Source organism: Oceanobacillus alkalisoli (genome assembly GCF_022213125.1).
In the GTDB taxonomy this organism is placed as follows: Bacteria; Bacillota; Bacilli; order Bacillales; family Amphibacillaceae; genus Oceanobacillus; species Oceanobacillus alkalisoli.
This window is the reverse complement of the sequence record NZ_JAKNRA010000001.1, coordinates 23,192-42,687: the sequence shown is the minus strand read 5'-3', so window position 1 is coordinate 42,687 and position 19,496 is coordinate 23,192. Positions and strand designations below refer to the sequence as shown.

Annotated in this window: 13 protein-coding genes; 10 read left to right on the top strand and 3 right to left on the bottom strand. The window is 42.2% G+C overall.

The window, feature by feature from the left end; all coding sequences use genetic code 11:
• Positions 1 to 95 precede the first annotated feature (95 nt).
• The 5 genes from L3V42_RS00190 to L3V42_RS00170 all read left to right on the top strand — a co-directional run bounded on the left by L3V42_RS00190 (position 96) and on the right by L3V42_RS00170 (position 6,091).
• Positions 96 to 2,249, top strand: a complete 2,154-nt coding sequence (locus L3V42_RS00190; protein WP_238470966.1) for a transglycosylase domain-containing protein — start codon at positions 96 to 98, stop codon at positions 2,247 to 2,249.
• Positions 2,250 to 2,354: 105 nt separating this feature from the next.
• Complete coding sequence (gene hemE, locus L3V42_RS00185) at positions 2,355 to 3,392, top strand: uroporphyrinogen decarboxylase (protein ID WP_235761182.1); 1,038 nt, start codon at positions 2,355 to 2,357, stop codon at positions 3,390 to 3,392.
• 43 nt (positions 3,393 to 3,435) lie between these two features.
• Positions 3,436 to 4,377, top strand: a complete 942-nt coding sequence (hemH, locus tag L3V42_RS00180) for a ferrochelatase (protein WP_238470965.1) — start codon at positions 3,436 to 3,438, stop codon at positions 4,375 to 4,377.
• Entirely contained in the window at positions 4,370 to 5,770 is a 1,401-nt protein-coding gene (hemY, locus tag L3V42_RS00175; RefSeq protein WP_235761184.1) for a protoporphyrinogen oxidase, read from the top strand. The genes hemH and hemY overlap by 8 nt, the downstream gene beginning before the upstream one ends.
• Positions 5,771 to 5,815: 45 nt before the next feature.
• Positions 5,816 to 6,091, top strand: a complete 276-nt coding sequence (locus L3V42_RS00170) for a hypothetical protein (protein WP_238470964.1) — start codon at positions 5,816 to 5,818, stop codon at positions 6,089 to 6,091.
• A 44-nt stretch (positions 6,092 to 6,135) separates the two neighbouring features.
• Here L3V42_RS00170 and pepF read toward each other — a convergent pair whose 3' ends face one another.
• Positions 6,136 to 7,956 carry an oligoendopeptidase F gene (gene pepF, locus L3V42_RS00165; RefSeq protein ID WP_238470963.1) on the bottom strand — a complete coding sequence of 607 codons (1,821 nt, stop codon included), beginning with the start codon at positions 7,954 to 7,956 and terminating at the stop codon, positions 6,136 to 6,138.
• A 203-nt stretch (positions 7,957 to 8,159) separates the two neighbouring features.
• A complete protein-coding gene (gene yhfH / locus L3V42_RS00160; RefSeq protein WP_235761187.1) occupies positions 8,160 to 8,288 on the bottom strand; it encodes a protein YhfH in 129 nt (42 codons plus the stop codon).
• A gap of 243 nt (positions 8,289 to 8,531) precedes the next feature.
• Here yhfH and lplA point away from each other — a divergent pair, with 243 nt between their 5' ends.
• Both lplA and L3V42_RS00150 read left to right on the top strand, forming a co-directional pair.
• A complete protein-coding gene (lplA, locus tag L3V42_RS00155) occupies positions 8,532 to 9,527 on the top strand; it encodes a lipoate--protein ligase (RefSeq protein WP_238470962.1) in 996 nt (331 codons plus the stop codon).
• A gap of 763 nt (positions 9,528 to 10,290) precedes the next feature.
• On the top strand, positions 10,291 to 10,842 hold the full coding sequence (locus L3V42_RS00150) for a competence protein ComK (RefSeq protein ID WP_235761189.1): 552 nt from the start codon (positions 10,291 to 10,293) through the stop codon (positions 10,840 to 10,842).
• Here L3V42_RS00150 and L3V42_RS00145 read toward each other — a convergent pair.
• Positions 10,823 to 11,206: a YhjD family protein gene (locus L3V42_RS00145; protein ID WP_235761190.1), complete on the bottom strand. Its 384-nt coding sequence runs from the start codon at positions 11,204 to 11,206 to the stop codon at positions 10,823 to 10,825. The two genes, L3V42_RS00150 and L3V42_RS00145, sit on opposite strands and share 20 nt — an antisense overlap.
• Positions 11,207 to 11,391: 185 nt before the next feature.
• On the opposite strand from L3V42_RS00145, the gene L3V42_RS00140 reads away from it, so the two are divergent.
• The 3 genes from L3V42_RS00140 to addA all read left to right on the top strand — a co-directional run bounded on the left by L3V42_RS00140 (position 11,392) and on the right by addA (position 19,482).
• Entirely contained in the window at positions 11,392 to 12,054 is a 663-nt protein-coding gene (locus L3V42_RS00140) for a TVP38/TMEM64 family protein (RefSeq protein ID WP_235761191.1), read from the top strand.
• 211 nt (positions 12,055 to 12,265) lie between these two features.
• Positions 12,266 to 15,754: a helicase-exonuclease AddAB subunit AddB gene (gene addB / locus L3V42_RS00135; protein ID WP_238470961.1), complete on the top strand. Its 3,489-nt coding sequence runs from the start codon at positions 12,266 to 12,268 to the stop codon at positions 15,752 to 15,754.
• The gene (gene addA, locus L3V42_RS00130; RefSeq protein ID WP_235761193.1) at positions 15,754 to 19,482 is read left to right on the top strand and encodes a helicase-exonuclease AddAB subunit AddA; all 3,729 of its coding nucleotides are present in this window, start codon (positions 15,754 to 15,756) and stop codon (positions 19,480 to 19,482) included. The genes addB and addA overlap by 1 nt, the downstream gene beginning before the upstream one ends.
• Positions 19,483 to 19,496: the final 14 nt, after the last annotated feature.

Genomic DNA, 19,496 nt, shown 5'->3' with positions numbered 1-19,496 from the left:
CAAGGAATATTCAGTGGGGGAGGAGCCCGACTGAATGAAGTTTCACTTTATGCATGTAGAATATTGTCGTATAATGCAGAGATAGAGGTGGAATAATGGATAAACCGAATCAAATGAAGTTGAACCTGAAACTGAAATGGATTGTCATTAGCTTTATTTCCATTATAAGTTTAGTTTTGGCTGGTTATGCTATCATTATCTATTTCGGCAGTCAAATTGTCGATGATAATGCTCTTATCCTTGCAGAGACGACAACAATTGAAACGATTGATGGTGAGGTGATTGCAGAACTTTACCAAGAAAACAGGGATTATATTTTGCTTGATGATATACCTGAACATGTGCAAGAGGCCTATATAGCAATTGAAGACAGAAGGTTTTATGAACACTCCGGCATTGACATAAAATCAATCATGCGTGCAGTGTACCGGGATATTATTGCCATGAGCAAGGTAGAGGGTGCGAGCACGATTACACAGCAGCTCGTAAAAAATCTCTTTTTATATAATGATAAAACATGGACTCGTAAAGCAAAAGAAGCGTCTGCTGCGATTTACTTGGAAAGGAATCTGTCAAAAGAAGAAATTCTAGAGCTCTATCTGAATGAAATTTACTTCGGTCATGGTGTATACGGGATTGAGAAGGCTGCAAACTATTACTTTTCAAAACATGCGAGCGAACTATCGATCGGAGAAGGCGCATTGCTTGCTGGATTAGCGAAGGCTCCAAATGGGTATTCACCGATTGACCACCCGGAAAAAGCGCTCGAACGAAGAAATGTTGTACTTGGCACAATGAAAAATGCCGGTATGATCTCTGCAGAAACGAAACAAATGGAACAAGGAAAAACACTTGGTTTACAACTCGAAGAATCAGCTAGCACGCCATGGGTTGATAGTTATGTCGACTTGGTCATTAAGGAAGCCCAGGAAAAGAGTCAGCTTCCGGTTGATGAACTAAGAAGGGGAGGGTATCGGATTGTTGTTGGTTTAGATGAAACAATCCAACAGAAGGCTTACGAAATGTTCGAGAAGGATGATTATTTCCCTGGAAATACTTCTGACGCAGAAGGAGCCTTTGTCATGATGGAACAAACTTCAGGTAAAATAATTGCTGCAATCGGTGGTAGAGATTATACTTTCGGTGACTTGAACCGGGTTACGGTTAATCGGCAACCGGGTTCAACGTTCAAGCCACTAGCCGTCTACGGGCCAGCGCTAATGCAAGAAGATACCTTTACACCGTATTCGCTTCTTCCAGATGAACAGGCTGTGAATGGAGATTATTCTGTTGCCAATGTCGATGATATGTATCAAAAGGCAGTCAGTATATATGACAGCCTCGTCGCATCAAAGAACGTTCCAGCCGTCTGGTTACTTAATCAAATCGGTATTCCTTATGCGAAAAGCTATTTAGAAAAAATGGACATGCTGATTGAGGATCAGGACTTAGCAATTGCACTTGGCGGGCTTCATGAAGGAGTTACACCACTTAATCTTATCGAAGCATACCGGACATTTGCCCAGGATGGAAAATTCATGAAGGCTTATACAATTGAAGGAATTTATGATCATAACGAATCGCTTATTTATGAAAATAATTTAGAAGAAAGAGAAGTATTTACGCCGCAAGTTGCCTGGAATATGACAGAAATGCTTATGAAGGCAGTGGATGCACTACCAGAGGAAGCTGGAACGTATTCGAAGGCGCTTGCCGGGAAGACCGGAACAACCCAACATCCCCAAGTAGAAAATGAAGTGAAGGATGCTTGGTTTGTCGGATTTACTCCAGAATTTGTGCTGGCAGCTTGGACTGGTTATGATAAATCAGATGCAGATCATTATTTAACAGGTGGAAGTGTTTACCCGACCAGGCTCATTCAAGATATATTGACAGAAATCGACAAACTACATCCTTTAGCTGAAACGTTTGAAAAGCCGGATACAGTGGAAGCACTTGCTGAACCAGTACAAATTGCTCCGGTAACGAATGTTCAAGCAGCTTACGAATGGGGTGGATTTTCTCTCGTGAGGGGAAAAATCAGTTGGGATCCATTGCATGATGACCGAGCTGTCTACCGGGTTTATGAAGAAAGAGATGGAATTGATAGACGGGTTGGGGAAGTACAGGGTGAGAGTGAGTATGTGATTGACCATGCATTGTTTAAGCATAAAAAATATTATGTAGTCACTTATGACCCGTTCACAAAGCTTGAAAGCAGGAAATCAGAAACAGTTATTTTGAACTAAGGTTTTAGACAAATTAATGACATTCATGTTTTATACTATACATGCTTATTAATAATCGTTATAGTTTAAGATGGCGAAAGTGATAATGATAAAAGGATGAAATAAATGACGAAAAAGATGAATGACACAATTTTACAAGCATATCGCGGAAAAGAAACAAGTTACACACCTGCCTGGTTTATGCGGCAGGCAGGGAGATCTCAGCCAGAATATCGGGAAATCAAGAAAAAATATTCTCTATTTGAAATCACACACCAGCCTGAGTTGAGTGCTTATGTCACGAGACTGCCAGTAGAAAATTATAATGTGGATGCAGCAATTCTTTATAAAGATATTATGACACCACTGCCAGCATTGGGGGTTGATGTAGAAATCAAAGCAGGTATTGGTCCGGTCATCGATAATCCGATTCGCACATTTCAAGATGTGGAGGCACTAGGAACGATCAATCCAAGTGCGGATATTCCTTATATTCTTGATACGATTCGCATTTTGACAGAGGAACAGCTAAACGTTCCGCTGATTGGCTTTAGTGGTGCACCCTTCACATTGGCAAGCTACATGATTGAAGGTGGACCATCGAAAAATTATCACGAAACCAAAAAACTCATGTACCGCGAACCGGAAACATGGTTCCTGTTGATGGACAAATTGGCAGACATGATTATTACATACGTTGAAGCCCAAGTGGAAGCAGGGGCTCGAGCAATCCAGCTTTTTGATTCTTGGGTAGGATCATTGAATGCCCCGGATTACCGTGTGTTCATTAAACCGATAATGACGAGAATCTGCAGTGAATTACGGAAGCTCGACGTTCCACTTATTATTTTCGGAGTAGGTGCTCGTCATCTCTTGCTTGAATGGAACGATCTTCCGGTAGACGTAATCGGCCTGGACTGGAGAACATCGATTACGGAAGCAAGGAATATGGGTGTAACGAAAGTGTTGCAAGGTAATCTTGATCCCGTCATGCTTTTAACCGAATGGGAAAATATTGAGAAACGCACGAAGAAAATCTTAGATGAAGGCCTAGAGCAAGGCAAGCATGTCTTTAATCTCGGACATGGTGTAACGCCGGAAATTAAGCCGGAAACATTGAAAAAACTGACAAAGTTAGTTCATGAATACAGCAAGCGTTCTTAAAAATAAATGACGCAATGAATATTAAAGATGAGGTGTTTTAAAAATGGCAAAAAAAATAAAAGGCTTATTAGTAATGGCATATGGAACCCCGACAAAAGAAGAAGATATTGAACCTTATTACACACATATCAGACATGGCAGAAAACCAGAGCCGGAAGCACTTCAGGATTTGAAGGAGCGCTATGAAGCAATTGGCGGCGTATCCCCGCTTGCGAAAATTACAGAAGATCAAGCGAATGGCCTATGTGCCAAGTTAAATGAAGTACAAGATGAAGTGGAATATAAAGTATATATCGGGCTGAAACATATTACACCATTTATTGAAGAAGCTATAGAGCATATGGCAGAAGATGGAATTAAGGAAGCTGTTTCCATCGTCTTGGCCCCACATTATTCTACATTCAGCATTAAATCATATAACGAGCGGGCAAAAGAAGAGGCAGATAAACATGGCATAACGCTTGCTTCTGTTGTCGATTGGTATAATGAACCAGGTTATATCAAGTTCTGGGCAGACGGTATTAAAGCTATTTATGATGAGCTGCCGAAAGAGGAACAAGAAAAAACGGTGCTGATCGTTTCAGCTCATAGCTTACCAGAGAAAATCATCCAATCTGGTGACCCATATCCGGAACAGCTGGCAGAAACCGCGAAGCTTATTTCTGAAGCTACCGGAATTAAAAATTATGAAGTAGGCTGGCAGAGTGAAGGGAACACTCCTGATCCATGGCTCGGGCCGGACGTCCAAGATTTAACCCGTGATTTATACAATGAAAAAGGCTACCGTTCCTTTATTTATGCTCCAGTTGGATTTGTTGCCGATCATTTGGAAGTTTTATATGACAATGACTACGAATGTAAAGTCGTTTGTGATGAAGTAGGTGCGAACTACTATCGTCCGGAAATGCCGAACGTTGCACCGTTATTCATCGAAACATTGGCAGATGTGGTGTTGAAAACAGAAAAGCGTGACGCGCATGCGTAATATTGTAATTATCGGCGGCGGTATAACAGGTTTATCCGCCGCCTTTTACTTACAGCAAGAAAGTAAGCGTAAGCACGAACCGATCAACCTCAACTTGATTGAAGCAAGTGAGCGGCTTGGCGGAAAGATAAAGACGATGAAGCGCGATGGGTTTACAATCGAACAAGGTCCTGACTCCTTGCTCTCTAGAAAACCAGCCATCGTCCGATTGACAAGGGATCTTGGATTAGAAGATGAAATGATTTTTAACGAGACAGGCTCGTCTTTCATTCTCGTTGATGGGAAGCTTCACCAAATGCCAGCTGGTACGTTTATGGGAGTTCCGAAAGAAGAGCAAGCAATTATGGATACGGGAATCTTTACCGAAGCAGGAAAGAAGCGAGCGCTGGAAGAGCAAGAGATTCCAAAGGGCGGGCCAGCGGAGGATCAGTCCCTCGGTTTATTTATGCGAAGAAGATTTGGTGATGAAGCGGTGAACCGTTTAATTGCCCCGATGCTTGCTGGGATTCACTCCGGGGATATTGATGCGATGAGCTTGATGGCAATCTATCCGCTATTTTACGAACTGGAACAGAAGTACGGAAGTGTCATGAAGGGATTACAGCAACATATGTCTAATCGACCTGTCATGAAGGAAAAACGTTCATCCGGAATATTTTTCTCCTTTAAAGACGGATTGGAAACATTAATTCACCAGTTGCATGATAAATTAGCTGAAGATACCGTCAGCACAGGAGTGGCGGCTGAACAGATTGTAAAGACAGACTCCGGCTATGAAATTCACTTAGAATCAGGCGAGAAGCTTGCTGCTGATGCTGTTATCCTTGCAACAGAGCATTCGGCGGTTCCAAAGCTCTTCAACGAACATCATTTTTTACAGGATCTGAAGCAGATTCCTGCTGTCTCAACGGCAAATGTAGTGATGGCGTTTAATGCGGATGCGATTGAAAATGATCTTGACGGGACCGGGTTTCAAGTCGCTCGTGAAGGCGATATTGAAATTACAGCTTGTACGTGGACGAATAAGAAATGGCCTTCCACAACACCGGAAAATAAAGTATTGCTCCGTGTTTATGTCGGACGTCCAGAAAGACAAGCATTCATGAAGTTAAGCGATGAGGCGTTAACGGAACTAGTGTTGGATGAATTGAAGAAAGTAATGACGATAAATGCGGATCCTGAGTTTACAGTCGTTACACGCTGGAAGGATGCGCGTCCGCAATATCAAATCGGTCACCGTGAACTCATTCAACGTATTCGTGATGAACTTTCGACCGAGCTACCCGGTATCCAAATCATCGGTAGCTCTTACGACGGCGCTGGTATTCCTGATTGTGTAGCAAATGGAAAAAAGGCCGCACTCGAAGCTTTGCGATTTTTGAAAAATAATTGATGATAAAAAACATCGGTCAGATTCGGCTCGGTGTTTTTTTGTCCGTTGTATTTTTCTGAAAAATTGAACTATAATAAAATTAAATATCCTTTCTATCTTGAAGGCGGTGAGGCATATCGTAAATTTTATGGACACGATAAAGAAGTGAATGATCAATACGAATTGAAAATCAAGACAAAATTCATTAGCCATTCCTGCATTATTACGTCACAAGAAACGCTAGATCGTCTGCGTGCTCTTTTCTATGATAAAGGAATTGAACAGGAAGTTATGGAGGTTGCGAACGGAGAAAATTCCGTAGAAAAAAATTACAGCCACTAAAAATCGCCTGGAATCAACAATAAGATTTCAGGCGATTTTTCTATTTATTCATCTTCATAGCTTGCAATTAATTCATCAACCAATGAACCGACATAATCGATCGCCACTTTAATCGCGTCAGGCTTGGACATATCAACTCCCGCGAGTTTAATCAAATCAAGCGGCTTCTTCGTGCCGCCAGCCTTTAATACATCCAACCAGCGATTTACAGCAGGGCGCCCTTCATCTTTAATCATCTGAGCAACAGCTGTTGATACAGTGAGTCCAGCGGAATACGTATATGGATAGAGCCCCATATAGTAATGCTGCTGTCTCATCCATGTTAATCCGACCCGATCATCAATTGTAATACTATCTCCCCAGAAGTTCTTGATAACAGCGAGTTTCTGCTCTGTTAAGACATCAGCCGTGAGTGGCACACCATTTTCTGCTAAATCATAGACCCGGCGCTGTAATTCGCCTTCAAGTAAATGGGTGACGAAATTATGGTGATATGTACCAAGTAATTGGGTAATGACCCAGCGCTTCATCCGGACATCTTCTGTTGCTTGCATAAGGTGTTCGGCCAGCAGTAATTCATTTAAGGTGGATGGGGCTTCAATGAAATAAGTAGACGGACGTGTATTCATTAGAGATTGATTTTGTCCAGCCAAATAAAAGTGCCCGGCATGACCCATCTCATGTGCTAATACAAATGCACCACGCATCGTATCGGTCCAGGTGATCAAAATATAAGGATGCACCCCATATGGACTGGAACAGAATGCTCCGTTTGCTTTCCCGATATTATCAGCCCGGTCAATCCAGCCTTTGTGAATCGACTTCTTCATTATTTCATGATACTCCGGTCCCATTATGGAAAGGGCGTCAAGAATAATATCCGTAGCTTCTTCATACGTTGTTTGCGGATTGAATTCCGGATCAAGTGGTGCTTTTAAATCACAATAATGCAATTCTTCGAGACCAAGCTTCTCCTGCTTTAATTTGGCGTAACGCTGCATATGTGGCGCTAATTCTTTTCCGATGATATCAAGCTGATTATGGTACATCTCTTTGGTGACTTGCTGAGGAGCAAGCAGCATGTCGGTTACAGACGGGTATCTCCGGAGCTTTGCCATCGTCACTTGCTTTGTAACCTCCGTTGCATAAACCGCGGCAAATGTATTTTTATAGTTATCTAATGTTTTCGTAAGGGACTTGTAGGCATTCCTTCGTGTTGTTATATCGGCTGAGAATTCATAACGGTCTTCGAATAGAGATTCAGACATTGGTAGCTCGACACCTTCTGCGTTCGTGATCGGCTCAAATTGCATGTCCGCGGTTTTAGCCCGTTGATAAATTCCGTGCGGGGCTCCATGGACTTCACTAAGAGCTGCTAATGTTTCCTCCACTTCAGGTGTGAGCGTGTGGGGTTTATCTTCTAATGTGTCATACAAAATTTTTTCATATACTTTTAATTTCGGTTCCTCTGCTAGAAACTGCTGAACCTTATCACTCGTTAATTCCAGTAATTCCGAGTAGAAGAAGGAAAGCTTTGCATGAGTCTTTGCCAATACACTGCCCGTAAGTGCCGCGTCCCGCTGATTGTCTGGATCGGATCCATCCGCATTCACTTTTAAATTAGAATAGGTCGCTACACGGACTACTTTCTCCCGGTAGCTTTCAAGTGCTGCTAGTGCTCGGTGCAGAGTAGTGGCCGTTTCTGTTACTTTTCCTTTGAAGGCTGTCACTTGTTCTGCTTCTTTTTCTAAGCTTTCGATCCCAAGCTTCCAGCTTTCAGAGGTTGGGAATAGGTCCGTCAGCTTCCATGTCTGTTCTGCCGGTACTTCTTGACGTTTGGCACGTGTATTCGTCTGAATGGTCATTTTCAATTCCTCCTCTTGGTCATTTACTTCGATACTCTAAATAATTATAATACAAAGAAAAATGGAAAGATAGGATTTTTCAGAAAGAAAAAAGGGCAGCTGTTCTTATGAACAACTGCCAAAAAGGAGAAATATGGTGTTATACTACAGTTGGAAACTAAATTAAAGTGAAGCGGTTCTTGTCATACAAATGAAGAGCGTGATTATCTTGCAGGATGATCACAGTCATCACAAACATTGCCATAGCAGTCTGCTTTTTCGAAAATATCATGACCGCATTTCGTACATTTTTTCTTTGGTAAACTTTTGAAAAACTCAACTAAACCTAGCATGTGGGTTCCTCCTCGTTTGTTTGTCAATTAATTACCTGTTGAATGTATTGTAATATAACAGAGCGTTATTTGTCAATACTGTTTTAATACATTTTTTTAAAATACGTTTGTAATTATTATATAATATGCAGCGGAAACGTTGTTATACTACACGTTTGCCCGATTAATAATTTTTGTATTTATTGCTTTAGATTTTTGTTTCCATTAAAATAATTGTATAGATGTTCTAGAGGAGGCTAGGCAATGAAATTTATTGATAACAAAGGAATTACCGATCCGATGATCAACCTCGCTATCGAAGAATACATTTTGGAAAACTTTGGAGAAACAGATACATACCTGCTCTTTTATGTGAACGGACCTTCCATCATTATTGGAAGAAACCAAAACACGATTGAAGAAATTAACACAGACTATGTAGAAGAGAATGATATTAAAGTTGTTCGCCGACTATCCGGTGGTGGAGCGGTGTACCATGATGAAGAGAATCTGAACTTCAGTTTTATTACAAAAGATGATGGGGAGAGTTTCCAGAACTTCCAGAAGTTCACCCAGCCGATTGTAGATGCCCTAAATGAACGAGGGGTACCAGCTGAGTTACAGGGGAGAAATGATGTTGCAGTTGAAGGAAGAAAAATTTCCGGGAATGCAATGTTTTCTACAAGAGGAAGAATGTTCAGTCATGGTACACTCATGTTGAATTCGAAAATCGAAGAACTGACGCATGCATTGAAGGTCAATAAGATTAAAATAGAATCAAAGGGAATCAAATCGATTCGAAGTCGTGTAGCAAACATTAATGAGTTCTTGGAAGACAAGCTGACGATTGAAGAATTTAAGGAAATGATTTTGAAGCATGTATTTAACGTCGATGATGTTAAAGATGTTCCACAGTATGTGCTTACAGATGAAGACTGGGAAAAAATCCATAAAATCTCCCGAGACCGTTATCAGAAATGGGAGTGGAATTATGGTAAGTCACCTGCATTCAACATTCAGGAAGCGCATAAGTTTCCGGCTGGACTTGTTGACGTTCGCTTAAATGTGAAAAAAGGAATCATCGAGGATTGTACGATTTTCGGTGACTTCTTTGGAATTGGTGACATCAAAGATTTGGAAAATAAATTAATCGGTCTCCGCCATGACCGCAAAACAATTGAAGCAGCACTTGAAGACTTCCCGGTTTCGCATTATCTCGGGAAAATTTCCAAAGAAGATTTCATTAATTTAATCTATTAACCACTCAACTTTCGTATCTCGAAAAATCAAAGCAGTTCAACCTGTTATATTCAATGAATTACTGATTGCTTTCATTCAGCGTAAGCGCGACTTTCTTCTGGTGTCCACAGTCCAGACACCTCCCGCACCTACTGAGCGGCCGACAAGCCTCCTCGCGCTGAGCACTAAGGGGTCTCGCCAGGCTTACCTCCGAACAGGAAGTTCTAATGCTGGCATTGGTCACAGGACGTGACCGTTCTTAGCCAGCCTCCCGCAGGAGTCTCGAGGTGTCTGGACTGCTACCAGGAAAAACTTAATTTGGAACGCTATTTATTATTCTATAAATGCAATCTTCACACTGATGTAGTGAAGGAATAATTTCTATTTATCATAAACATCTTCACCAGTTCAGTTGCCCGGCGGACGGTGACTCCTGCGGGAATAGCACGAGTCTGAAGACCCGCAGGGCGGTAGCCCGAGGAGGCTTCAGCTGTGCCCAAGGATGCGCATCCGTCCGCCGGGCAACTGAACGGCGATTAGAGATCTAGCCAAGAGAACGTGCAAAACACTTACGCTGAATGAAAGTGATTGATTTGAGTAAAAAAGACCCAGCAAGTATGAAGTGTCGGGTCTTTTTCTGATTAAAAACGAATTATTTAACGACGGAGCTATTGTTTTATTGATTTTTTTCAAAAAATTTGGTTTTTTACCTTTCTTTTTCACTAGGTCTTTGTTATTATGTGTTCAAGCCACTTTCTTTTCTCTCGTGGAAAGGAAGTTTACAATGGAACAAAAGATTTTTACCTCAGCTCATGAAATCAGCCCGGTGACCATGGCTATTATTGCAAGCCGTGATAAAGATGGCAGGCTCATCAGTTACATTCTAGATGAAACAGCAGAGTATGTCAGCCATCTATCCCCAAGTAAACTCATTGATAACGCTTGTATGTTTTTCGGGAGCAGTTTGAAAGGCAGACAGGAGGGAAGCCGTGTCATTAGCGGTTTGACCCATAAAGTACCTATCTCCATTGATCCCGCAAGCGGAATGTACTTCCTGCCTACATACTCTCCGACGAGTCCAAAGTGTTCTTGGCTTTCTCATTCCCATATTGGTGATGTGATACAGTTGGATGAGGGAAACGCTGAAGTGCTTTTTATTAATGGGAAAACAATCACCCTTGACGTGTCTTACGGTTCGTTAACCAATCAAGTGCGCCGAACTGCCCAGTTCCGTTACAAACTGAATAACCGATTACATCATATAGGAAAAGGGATGATAGCTGAAAATCCGAATCCGTTTGATGTGATTAATACTTTTAAGAATGAACGTGATTAGCGTGCTCTTCAAGCGCTAAAATAAGATGCTCTTCAATGATCAACTCCACCTTTTTGCGGATGGAAGGGTTAAAGTAATTCCGTTTTTCCTCCCTACCTTGGCAAAGATACAAAAAGGAGGAGAAGGAATCATTTTTGTTTAGGGTAATGACTTCTATGTTTTGTTTCTTCATCTTGATTCTCAATCCTCTTCGCTCCTCTAATGCTAAAGACTCCATTTTCTTGAATAACTCCAAATAAGGTGTTTTGATTTTAAAAGCTCCTTCACCAACATGCCGGATGTCTTGTCTGATTACAACAATTGCCATCGACAGAAACAGGAAACGGGAAGCAATCGCATATTCTTCTTCCGTAATAAATCGCATGAACCATTCTCCTTTATAGGAACATGTGTTTGCCTTAGTTTATTATACGCTAAACTTGAAAAAAATACTATAATAAAAGAGAAAAAGAAAGTGGCAAAATTTAGCGATATATAACTAGGATATTTTTGAAAGATAATTTAAACTATAAGTTAGGTGTTCATTTATGCTGAGGAGAATGGGCTTACATGTACTTAATAACAACAACCATTACGTTTCAAAACTGGAGAACGAAATTACAAAATGAAGAAATTGATGATTTTATTCAACAACTACTTAATCAATATGAAGGCTTAGGCCCGTTGCCGGGAATTTTATTGCCTTTTATTGAGGCGCTCTTGCCTTTCTTACCGTTAATGGTATTTGTATTGGCGAATGCTGCTGCATATGGTTTGTTGAAAGGCTTTTTCTATTCCTGGATTGGCGCCTGTGCTGGTGCGATTCTTGTTTTCTTGCTGATGCGAAAATTATCGAATGCTAAATGGGTGGAACGGAAGATTAAACAAAACAAACAAGTCTCCCGGGTAACAGGTTGGGTAGAGCGACATGGGTTCGGTCCCTTGTTTCTTTTACTCTGTTTTCCTTTTTCTCCATCCGCTATTATTAATATCGTCGCAGGATTTTCAAGAATTAGTGCACAACAATTTATTCTGGCGGTCATACTCGGGAAAACGGTGATGATTTTCTCTATCGCCTATGTCGGGTCAAGTATTATGGAATTTGCCAAAAATCCGATGAAAACAATCGTCGTACTCATCGGAATCGGGTTATTCTGGTTCATCGGCAAATACCTAGAGGGCCGGCTCCAGCGCAAAGTAATGGAGAAAAACTATCCAAAACGAACAAACTAAAAATATAGGAGCAGGCTTATATCTCTGGTAAACTAGAGATATAAGCTTTTTGCTTTCTACCCGGGTCCGCAGTCCCGATACATTCACGTATTCCGCAGGCGGCTCACCAGCCGCTCGTGGTAAGTGAGAGGTATTTGGACTGCGGACTCTGAAGAGGATAATCGAATAAACATATTTAAAAATAGATTTTGATTAACAGAGGAGGATATTCATGGGAATCCGTTTTATTACGGGACGTTCTGGAACAGATAAAAGCCAAATCGTCATTCAAGAAATCAAAGAAAAACTGCTGGAAAGTCCACATGGTAAACCGATATTTTATCTCGTTCCCGATCAAATGACCTTCCAACAAGAACGCGCCCTATTTACTGCAGAAGGAATTGATGGAAGCATTCGCGCACAAGTAGCAAGCTTCTCACGCCTTGCCTGGCGCATCTTGCAGGAAGTCGGCGGTGGAACAAGGCAATTCATCAGTTCAATCGGTATTCAAATGATGCTCCGCAAAATAATTGAAGAAAAAGAAGGAGAATGGCATACCTTCAAAAAAGCATTAGAAAAACAAGGTTTCCTGCAAGAACTTGAACGGATGATTACCGAATTCAAACGATATCAGGTTACTCCTGAAATCCTACAGCAAGAGATTGCTGGAATAGAAAAATATGTACATAAGGAGCCGAATGAAGTAAGTCTGGAAATGAAGCTGCGGGATCTGTTATATATTTATGAACATTTAATGGAGCGTCTTGCCCCTCACTATATAGACAGCGAAGATCAACTCCAGCTGCTTGCGGAAAAAGTTGGTGCATCTCGTCTGCTTGAGGATGCGGAAATTTATTTAGATGGGTTTCATCAGTTTACGCCGAATGAGCTTACAGTAGTAGAAGCATTGTTGAAGAAATGTAAGACGGTCACGGTCGTGCTGACATTAGATGATACGAAAGAAGAGCCGGCAGAGCTTGATTTGTTTTACCAAACGAAAGAAACCTATCATCAGCTCGTTCAACTTGCAGAGGCGAATGATATCCCGTTCGAGGAGCAACTGGAATTTTATCCGGAGAACGGCAGGTTCAAGGAGCGGCCTTATTTCCTCCATATGGAAAAATATTTTGACACACGACCTGCTCCCGCTTATGAAGGCGAAGTCCCGATTCAAATTGCTGAAGCAGTACATCCACGGGCAGAAGTGGAAGGAGCGGCTCAAGAAATACTCCGGCTCGTTCGGGAAAAAGATTATCGATTCCGTGATTTCGCCATCTTTATGAGGGAAGCAAATGTCTATCATGATCTGATTGATACAATTTTTGCAGATCATGGTATACCAGTCTTTCTTGATGAAAAGAAATCGATGTTGAATCACCCGTTTATTGAATTTATCCGTTCCATCTTTGATGTTATCGAAGGGAATTGGCGTTATGATGCCGTATTTCGTGTACTTAAAACAGGGTTTGTTCCACCTGCTGATAAGCGCTATCCGCTAACGGCTGATGCGATTGATGAATTGGAGAATTATGTGTTGGAGTATGGGATCCGAACGAGAGAACGCTGGTTCGCTGAGGAGGAATGGGTATTCCAACGATTCCGCGGGTTTGATGAGGCGGGTCAAACAGATAAGGAACTGGAAAAGCAGAAGCGGATTAATCGTTATCGCCGTCAAATTGTCTACTCCTTACAAGTCTTTGATGAAGCGATACGAGAAGCGGAAACCGTCCGTAAGAAATGTGAAGTTCTATTCGAATTGTTTGAACAGGTGCGGGCACCTGAACGACTGGAAGAAATGCGGGAGATGGATGACGCGGCAGGTGAAATTGAAAAAGCGCGGGAACAGGAACAAGTATGGGATGGTGTCTTACAGATCCTTGATGAGCTTGTTGAAATGGCTGGGGATGAAACATTAAGCCTTGATGTCTTCCGCAGTACATTGGAAGCGGGTTTAGAAACCCTTGAATTTGCCCATGTTCCGCCTAGCATGGATCATGTGATTGTCGGAACAATTGACCGCTCCCGGATTGGCCGTGTCCAGGTTGCTTTCTTACTCGGGGTAAATGATGGCGTTTGGCCAATGAAGCCAGCTGGAGAGGGTCTTATCAATGAAAGGGAAAGAGAACTGCTTGAACAAAATGGAGTTCGTCTAGCGGAAAGTAGTGTACGCCAGCTGCTTGATGATCAGTTTTTTATGTATCTTGCATTTACAGTTGCAAAAGACCGCTTGCATATTAGTTATACGTTAAGCGATGAAGAAGGAAAAGGGAAAATGCCGTCCCAGCTTATAACGCGAATGGAGGATCTTTTCCCGGCAACGAAAGAAAGATTCTTACTTCAAGATCCGGATGATCTTGCCCGTGCTGAACGATTTATTACGAATCCGGTCAAGACAAGGGCAGCTTTAACAGCACAGCTCGCACGTTACCGTCGGGGCTATCCAGTGGAAGCTGTCTGGTGGCATGTACTGAATTGGTATATGGAGCACGAGCCGAAGTATGAGACGACTTATATGATCTTGCAAAGTCTCTACTACCAGAACTTGCCGACTGATTTGGCGGAAGATACGATAAAAGAACTTTATCCGAAGCAAGTTAAAGCGAGTGTCAGTCGACTCGAGACGTATTATCGCTGTTCTTATCAGCATTTTGCAAGATATAGTTTGAATTTGGAAGAAAGAAAAAGGTATAAGCTTGATGCGCCAAATATCGGCCAATTATTCCATGAAGCGCTCAAGGTCATTACCGAATGGATTCGACTGGAAGGCAGGGATTACAAGGAACTGACGAAGGAAGATTCTAGCTCATATGCGAATCGGGCAGTTGGTAAGCTTGCTCCGATTTTACAACATCAAATTCTGTATAGCTCAAACCGTTATAAATATATTCAGCAGAAATTACAAGAAACAATTGCCAGAGCAACGTTTATATTGAGTGAACAAGCACGGAAAAGTAATTTTTCACCTGTAGGTTTAGAAGTCGCTTTTGGTGAGGGTGCACCATTAAAGCCAATGGTCATGCAGCTGCCAAATGGGTATGAACTTATCCTGCGCGGCCGGATTGACCGGGTCGATCAGGCGAAAATAGATGACGGGTTTTATCTGCGGATTATCGATTACAAATCGAGTGATCACGGGCTGAATTTAGTTGATGTCTACTATGGACTTGCCCTGCAAATGCTCGCATACCTTGATGTCGTTCTGTCTCAATCGGAAGAATGGCTCGGAATGAAGGCGACTCCTGCTGGTGTTCTTTATTTCCATGTTCATAATCCGATGATTAGTAATCAACCAGATATGGAAGCAAGTAAATTAGAGAAAGAGCTGTTTAAGCAGTTTAAAATGAAAGGTCTTTTGCTTCAGGATGAGTCGACTGTCCGAAGTATGGATACAGCACTGGAGACGGGACATAGCGACATGCTGCCAGTTGCCCTCACAAAAACGGGGAACTTTTATAAAGCATCTAAAGTGGCAACAGAAGATACATTTAACGATCTGCAGCACTATATCCACGGTCTGATTGAGCAGGCGGGGATTGAAATTACGACTGGTAAAGTGAAGCTCAATCCGTATCAAGATCAGCAGATGATCGCATGCAGATTCTGTCCATTTCTTTCCGTCTGTCAATTTGATACAGGACTAGAAGAGAACGAGTTCCGCAAGTTGAAGCAGATGTCAGAAAATGAAGTGCTTGAGAAAATAGCAGGGGAGGAGGAACATTAATGGTACAGTGGACAAAAGAACAAGAAAAAGCAATTTATACAGCAGGAACGAACATCCTCGTTGCAGCTGCAGCAGGATCTGGGAAAACGGCAGTACTTGTTGAACGGATTATCCAAAAACTGCTCGATAAAGAAGAACCTGTCGATATCGACTCCTTATTAGTTGTAACCTTTACAAATGCAGCCGCCCAGGAAATGCGTAACCGAGTAGGGGGCGCGCTTGAGAAGGCGCTTGAAGCGGAACCAAATTCCGTGCATTTAAAGAAACAGTTGTCTCTTCTCCAGCGTGCATCAATCTCCACCCTCCATTCGTTTTGTCTTGATGTCATCCGGCAGTATGCTTATTTACTTGATATTGATCCGAGCTTTCGAATTGGTGACGATATGGAGATGGATTTAATTAAACAAGATGTGCTTGATGATTTATTTGAGGATTGGTATGGCGATGAGACGGGAGAAGTTGATGAATTCTTTGCAGTAGTCGATCGCTTCTCAAGTGACCGGAGTGATGTCGATGTCGAAGAACTAATTTTAAAGTTATATACTTTTGCTGTTCAAAATCCGTGGCCGGAAGCATGGCTCGATGATTTAGCGGAAAGCTATCATATCCCAGAAGATTGGGAAGAAGATGATCTAAACTTCCTTCCAATCCTTCGATATGAAATGAAAAATACATTCACAGGTATTCGGGAACAAATGGAGCGAGCGATGGCGATTGCGAGAGAGAGTGATGGCCCCGATGCTTACATTGATACCATCAATTCCGATATTGAAGGTCTACATGGGGCGGAAGAGCGGATGGATTCCTGGGGCGAACTTGTCGAATGGATAGGCAATTATAAATTTGCCCGCCTCTCTTCAAAGAAAATGGATTGCAATGAGGAGAAGAAAGAAGCTGTCAAAGCTTTACGAGATCAATATAAGAAAAGCTTCAGCGACATACAGAAGAAATGGCTAAGCAGGCCTCTTGAGCGCCATATAGCCGAAATGCAGGAAATGTATCCGGTCATTAAGAAATTAACCGAGCTCGTTAAAGCATTTAAGACAGCATTTACGAAGGCGAAGCGGGAAAAGGCACTCGTTGATTTTTCCGATTTGGAACATTATTGTCTGGAACTGTTACTAGACGGGGCTGCAGATGCTGAAACACTCGTCCCGTCTCGTGTTGCTCTTGAGTTTCAAGCTAAATTTACGGAAGTGCTTGTGGATGAATACCAGGATACAAACCATGTGCAAGAAACAATTATCCAGATGGTGAGTAAACGAGAAGAACCGGGTAATACCTTCATGGTTGGGGACGTAAAACAGAGTGTCTACCGTTTCCGTCATGCGGAACCAGGTCTTTTCCTTGAAAAATATAAACGGTACCGAGAAGAAGAGGCTGCAGGGAAGCGAATTGATCTTGCGAGAAACTTCCGCAGCAGGGAAGAGGTACTGGACGCATCGAATTATATTTTCCGGCAAATTATCGATGAAGCCTTAGGTGAAATTGAATACGGTGCGGCAGCTGAATTGATTTACGGGAATAAAAGCTATGATGATGTGCCGAGCGCCCGTCCTGAGGCGGAGCTTATTTTAATCGATGGAGATAAAGAAGTGGCGCCTCTCGAAGGTGAAACAGAAGAATCAGAGAATTTTCGTGATCTTGAAAAGGCGCAGATTGAAGGCAGGGCTTATGCCGAGCTGATTAAAAAATGGATTGGTCGGGACGGGGAAGCTTTTCCGGTTGTTGATAAAGAAACTGGAGTTCAGCGTCCTGCTCAGTACCGGGATATTGTTATATTACTTCGTGGGATGAAACAAGCTCCGGTTATTGTTGAGGAATTGAAGCAACATGGTATCCCTGTATATGCCGATATTTCGGAAGGATATTTCGAAGCAATTGAAATAAAGATAATGATCAGTTTGCTGAAGGTGATTGATAACCCGCACCAGGATATTCCGCTTGCTTCGGTACTCCGCTCACCAATTGTCGGATTGAATGAAGATGAATTGACGCAAATCAGAATGGCGAATCGGCAAGGGTCTTATTACGAAGCGCTGGGAGCTTACGTGAAAACAAATCAACATCCAGTGACGAGAACGGTGTCAGGATTCCTGCAACAGCTGCAGGAATTCCGGCGTGCTGCGCGAGACGGAGCCTTATCGGAATTAATTTGGGATGTTTATCGCGAAACTGGTTATTATGACTTCGTTGGAGGCATGCCTGGTGGTAGACAGCGTCAGGCAAATTTGCGGGCGTTGTATGACCGGGCGCGCGGATACGAATCAACCAGTTTCCGTGGTCTATTCCGTTTCCTTCGTTTCATTGAACGGATGGAGGAGGAAGGGAAAGACTTAGGAGCAGCCCGGGCGCTAAGTGAGCAAGAAGATGTTGTGCGGATTATGACGATTCATAAGAGTAAGGGACTTGAGTTTCCAATCGTCATTGTAGGCATGATGGATAAACAATTTAATTTGCGTGATTTAAATGAGAAATATTTATTGGACAAAACATACGGATTTGCAACGAAATTCATTGATCCAGTAAAACGGCTGACGTATACAACACTTTTCTATGAAGCAGTGAAAATGAAAAAATTAAGAGAACAGCTTGCAGAAGAAATGCGTGTTCTTTATGTTGCGCTCACACGGGCGAAAGAAAAGCTTGTCATGACTGGTTATGTAAGGGATCTGCAGAAACGCTTGGATAACTGGGATAAGATGCTCGACCATCAGGACTGGGTGCTGCCGGAATATTATCGTCTCGAGAAGAAATCTTATCTCGATTGGGTTGGTCCAGCACTTATTCGCCATGATCAAAATGAGATATTAAGAACGAGAGAACTGCCGGAAGAACTAACGAAGGAAATTCGTGAAGATCGTTCGAAATGGGAAATAACGATTATCCATGCACGTGACTTAACGAACTTGGGAACTTCTGAAAGTGAAGAAAAAGAGCAGTTGAAGCATCATATTGAAGAGTGGAAACCGGTTTCCGTCGCGCGTGACGGACTTCAGGAGTATGTCGATGAACGGCTGCATTATAATTATCCGGATAAGGAAGCAACAATGACAAGGGCGAAGCAGACGGTGACGGAAATTAAGCGTCAACGGGAGCTGTTCAATGAATATGGCTCAGATCAGTTGATATCCGATTATAGACCGCCAATCATGAAGCGGCCGAATTTCCTGCAGAAGGAGCAGACATTAAGTGCAGCGGAAAAAGGGACGGCAATGCATACGGTCATGCAGCATTTGCCATTGACGAGAGCCCTTACCACTTCAGAAATAACCGAAGAAGTGGAGCGGCTCGTGGAAAAAGAAATCCTTACGCGAGCAGAGGCAGATATAATTGATATTGCAGCAATTGAATACTTTTACGAAACACCTTTAGCGACATATATGATGGAGATGTCTGAGTTGTATCGTGAAGTTCCGTTCAGCCTCATGTTAAAAGCAGAAGAGATTTATCCGGAATTTGACCCGGATAAAAATGAAGAAGTACTCATTCAAGGGGTAATTGATTGTCTCATTCCAAAAGATGACGGTTGGATCATTCTCGATTATAAGACAGATACGATTTCAGAACCTATTACACCTGTCTTGGAGGAAAAGCTAAAGAAAAGATACGAAGTCCAGCTTTCTCTCTATCGGGCCGCAGTTGAACGAATCTGGAACCAGCCTGTAAAAGAAACATATTTATACTTTTTTGAAAAACAACTATTCATTCAAGTCTCAGAAGGGTAAACTATAAGTAGAAT

Bases quoted from the DNA above. Each gene is read 5' to 3' on its own strand.
- L3V42_RS00150 (WP_235761189.1), top strand. From the start codon at position 10,291: ATGGAACAAAAGATTTTTACCTCAGCTCATGAAATCAGCCCGGTGACC.
- addB (WP_238470961.1), top strand. From the start codon at position 12,266: ATGGGAATCCGTTTTATTACGGGACGTTCTGGAACAGATAAAAGCCAA.
- L3V42_RS00190 (WP_238470966.1), top strand. From the start codon at position 96: ATGGATAAACCGAATCAAATGAAGTTGAACCTGAAACTGAAATGGATT.
- L3V42_RS00145 (WP_235761190.1), bottom strand. From the start codon at position 11,206: ATGCGATTTATTACGGAAGAAGAATATGCGATTGCTTCCCGTTTCCTG.
- pepF (WP_238470963.1), bottom strand. From the start codon at position 7,956: ATGACCATTCAGACGAATACACGTGCCAAACGTCAAGAAGTACCGGCA.
- hemH (WP_238470965.1), top strand. From the start codon at position 3,436: ATGGCAAAAAAAATAAAAGGCTTATTAGTAATGGCATATGGAACCCCG.
- L3V42_RS00140 (WP_235761191.1), top strand. From the start codon at position 11,392: ATGTACTTAATAACAACAACCATTACGTTTCAAAACTGGAGAACGAAA.
- hemY (WP_235761184.1), top strand. From the start codon at position 4,370: ATGCGTAATATTGTAATTATCGGCGGCGGTATAACAGGTTTATCCGCC.
- yhfH (WP_235761187.1), bottom strand. From the start codon at position 8,288: ATGCTAGGTTTAGTTGAGTTTTTCAAAAGTTTACCAAAGAAAAAATGT.
- addA (WP_235761193.1), top strand. From the start codon at position 15,754: ATGGTACAGTGGACAAAAGAACAAGAAAAAGCAATTTATACAGCAGGA.
- lplA (WP_238470962.1), top strand. From the start codon at position 8,532: ATGAAATTTATTGATAACAAAGGAATTACCGATCCGATGATCAACCTC.
- hemE (WP_235761182.1), top strand. From the start codon at position 2,355: ATGACGAAAAAGATGAATGACACAATTTTACAAGCATATCGCGGAAAA.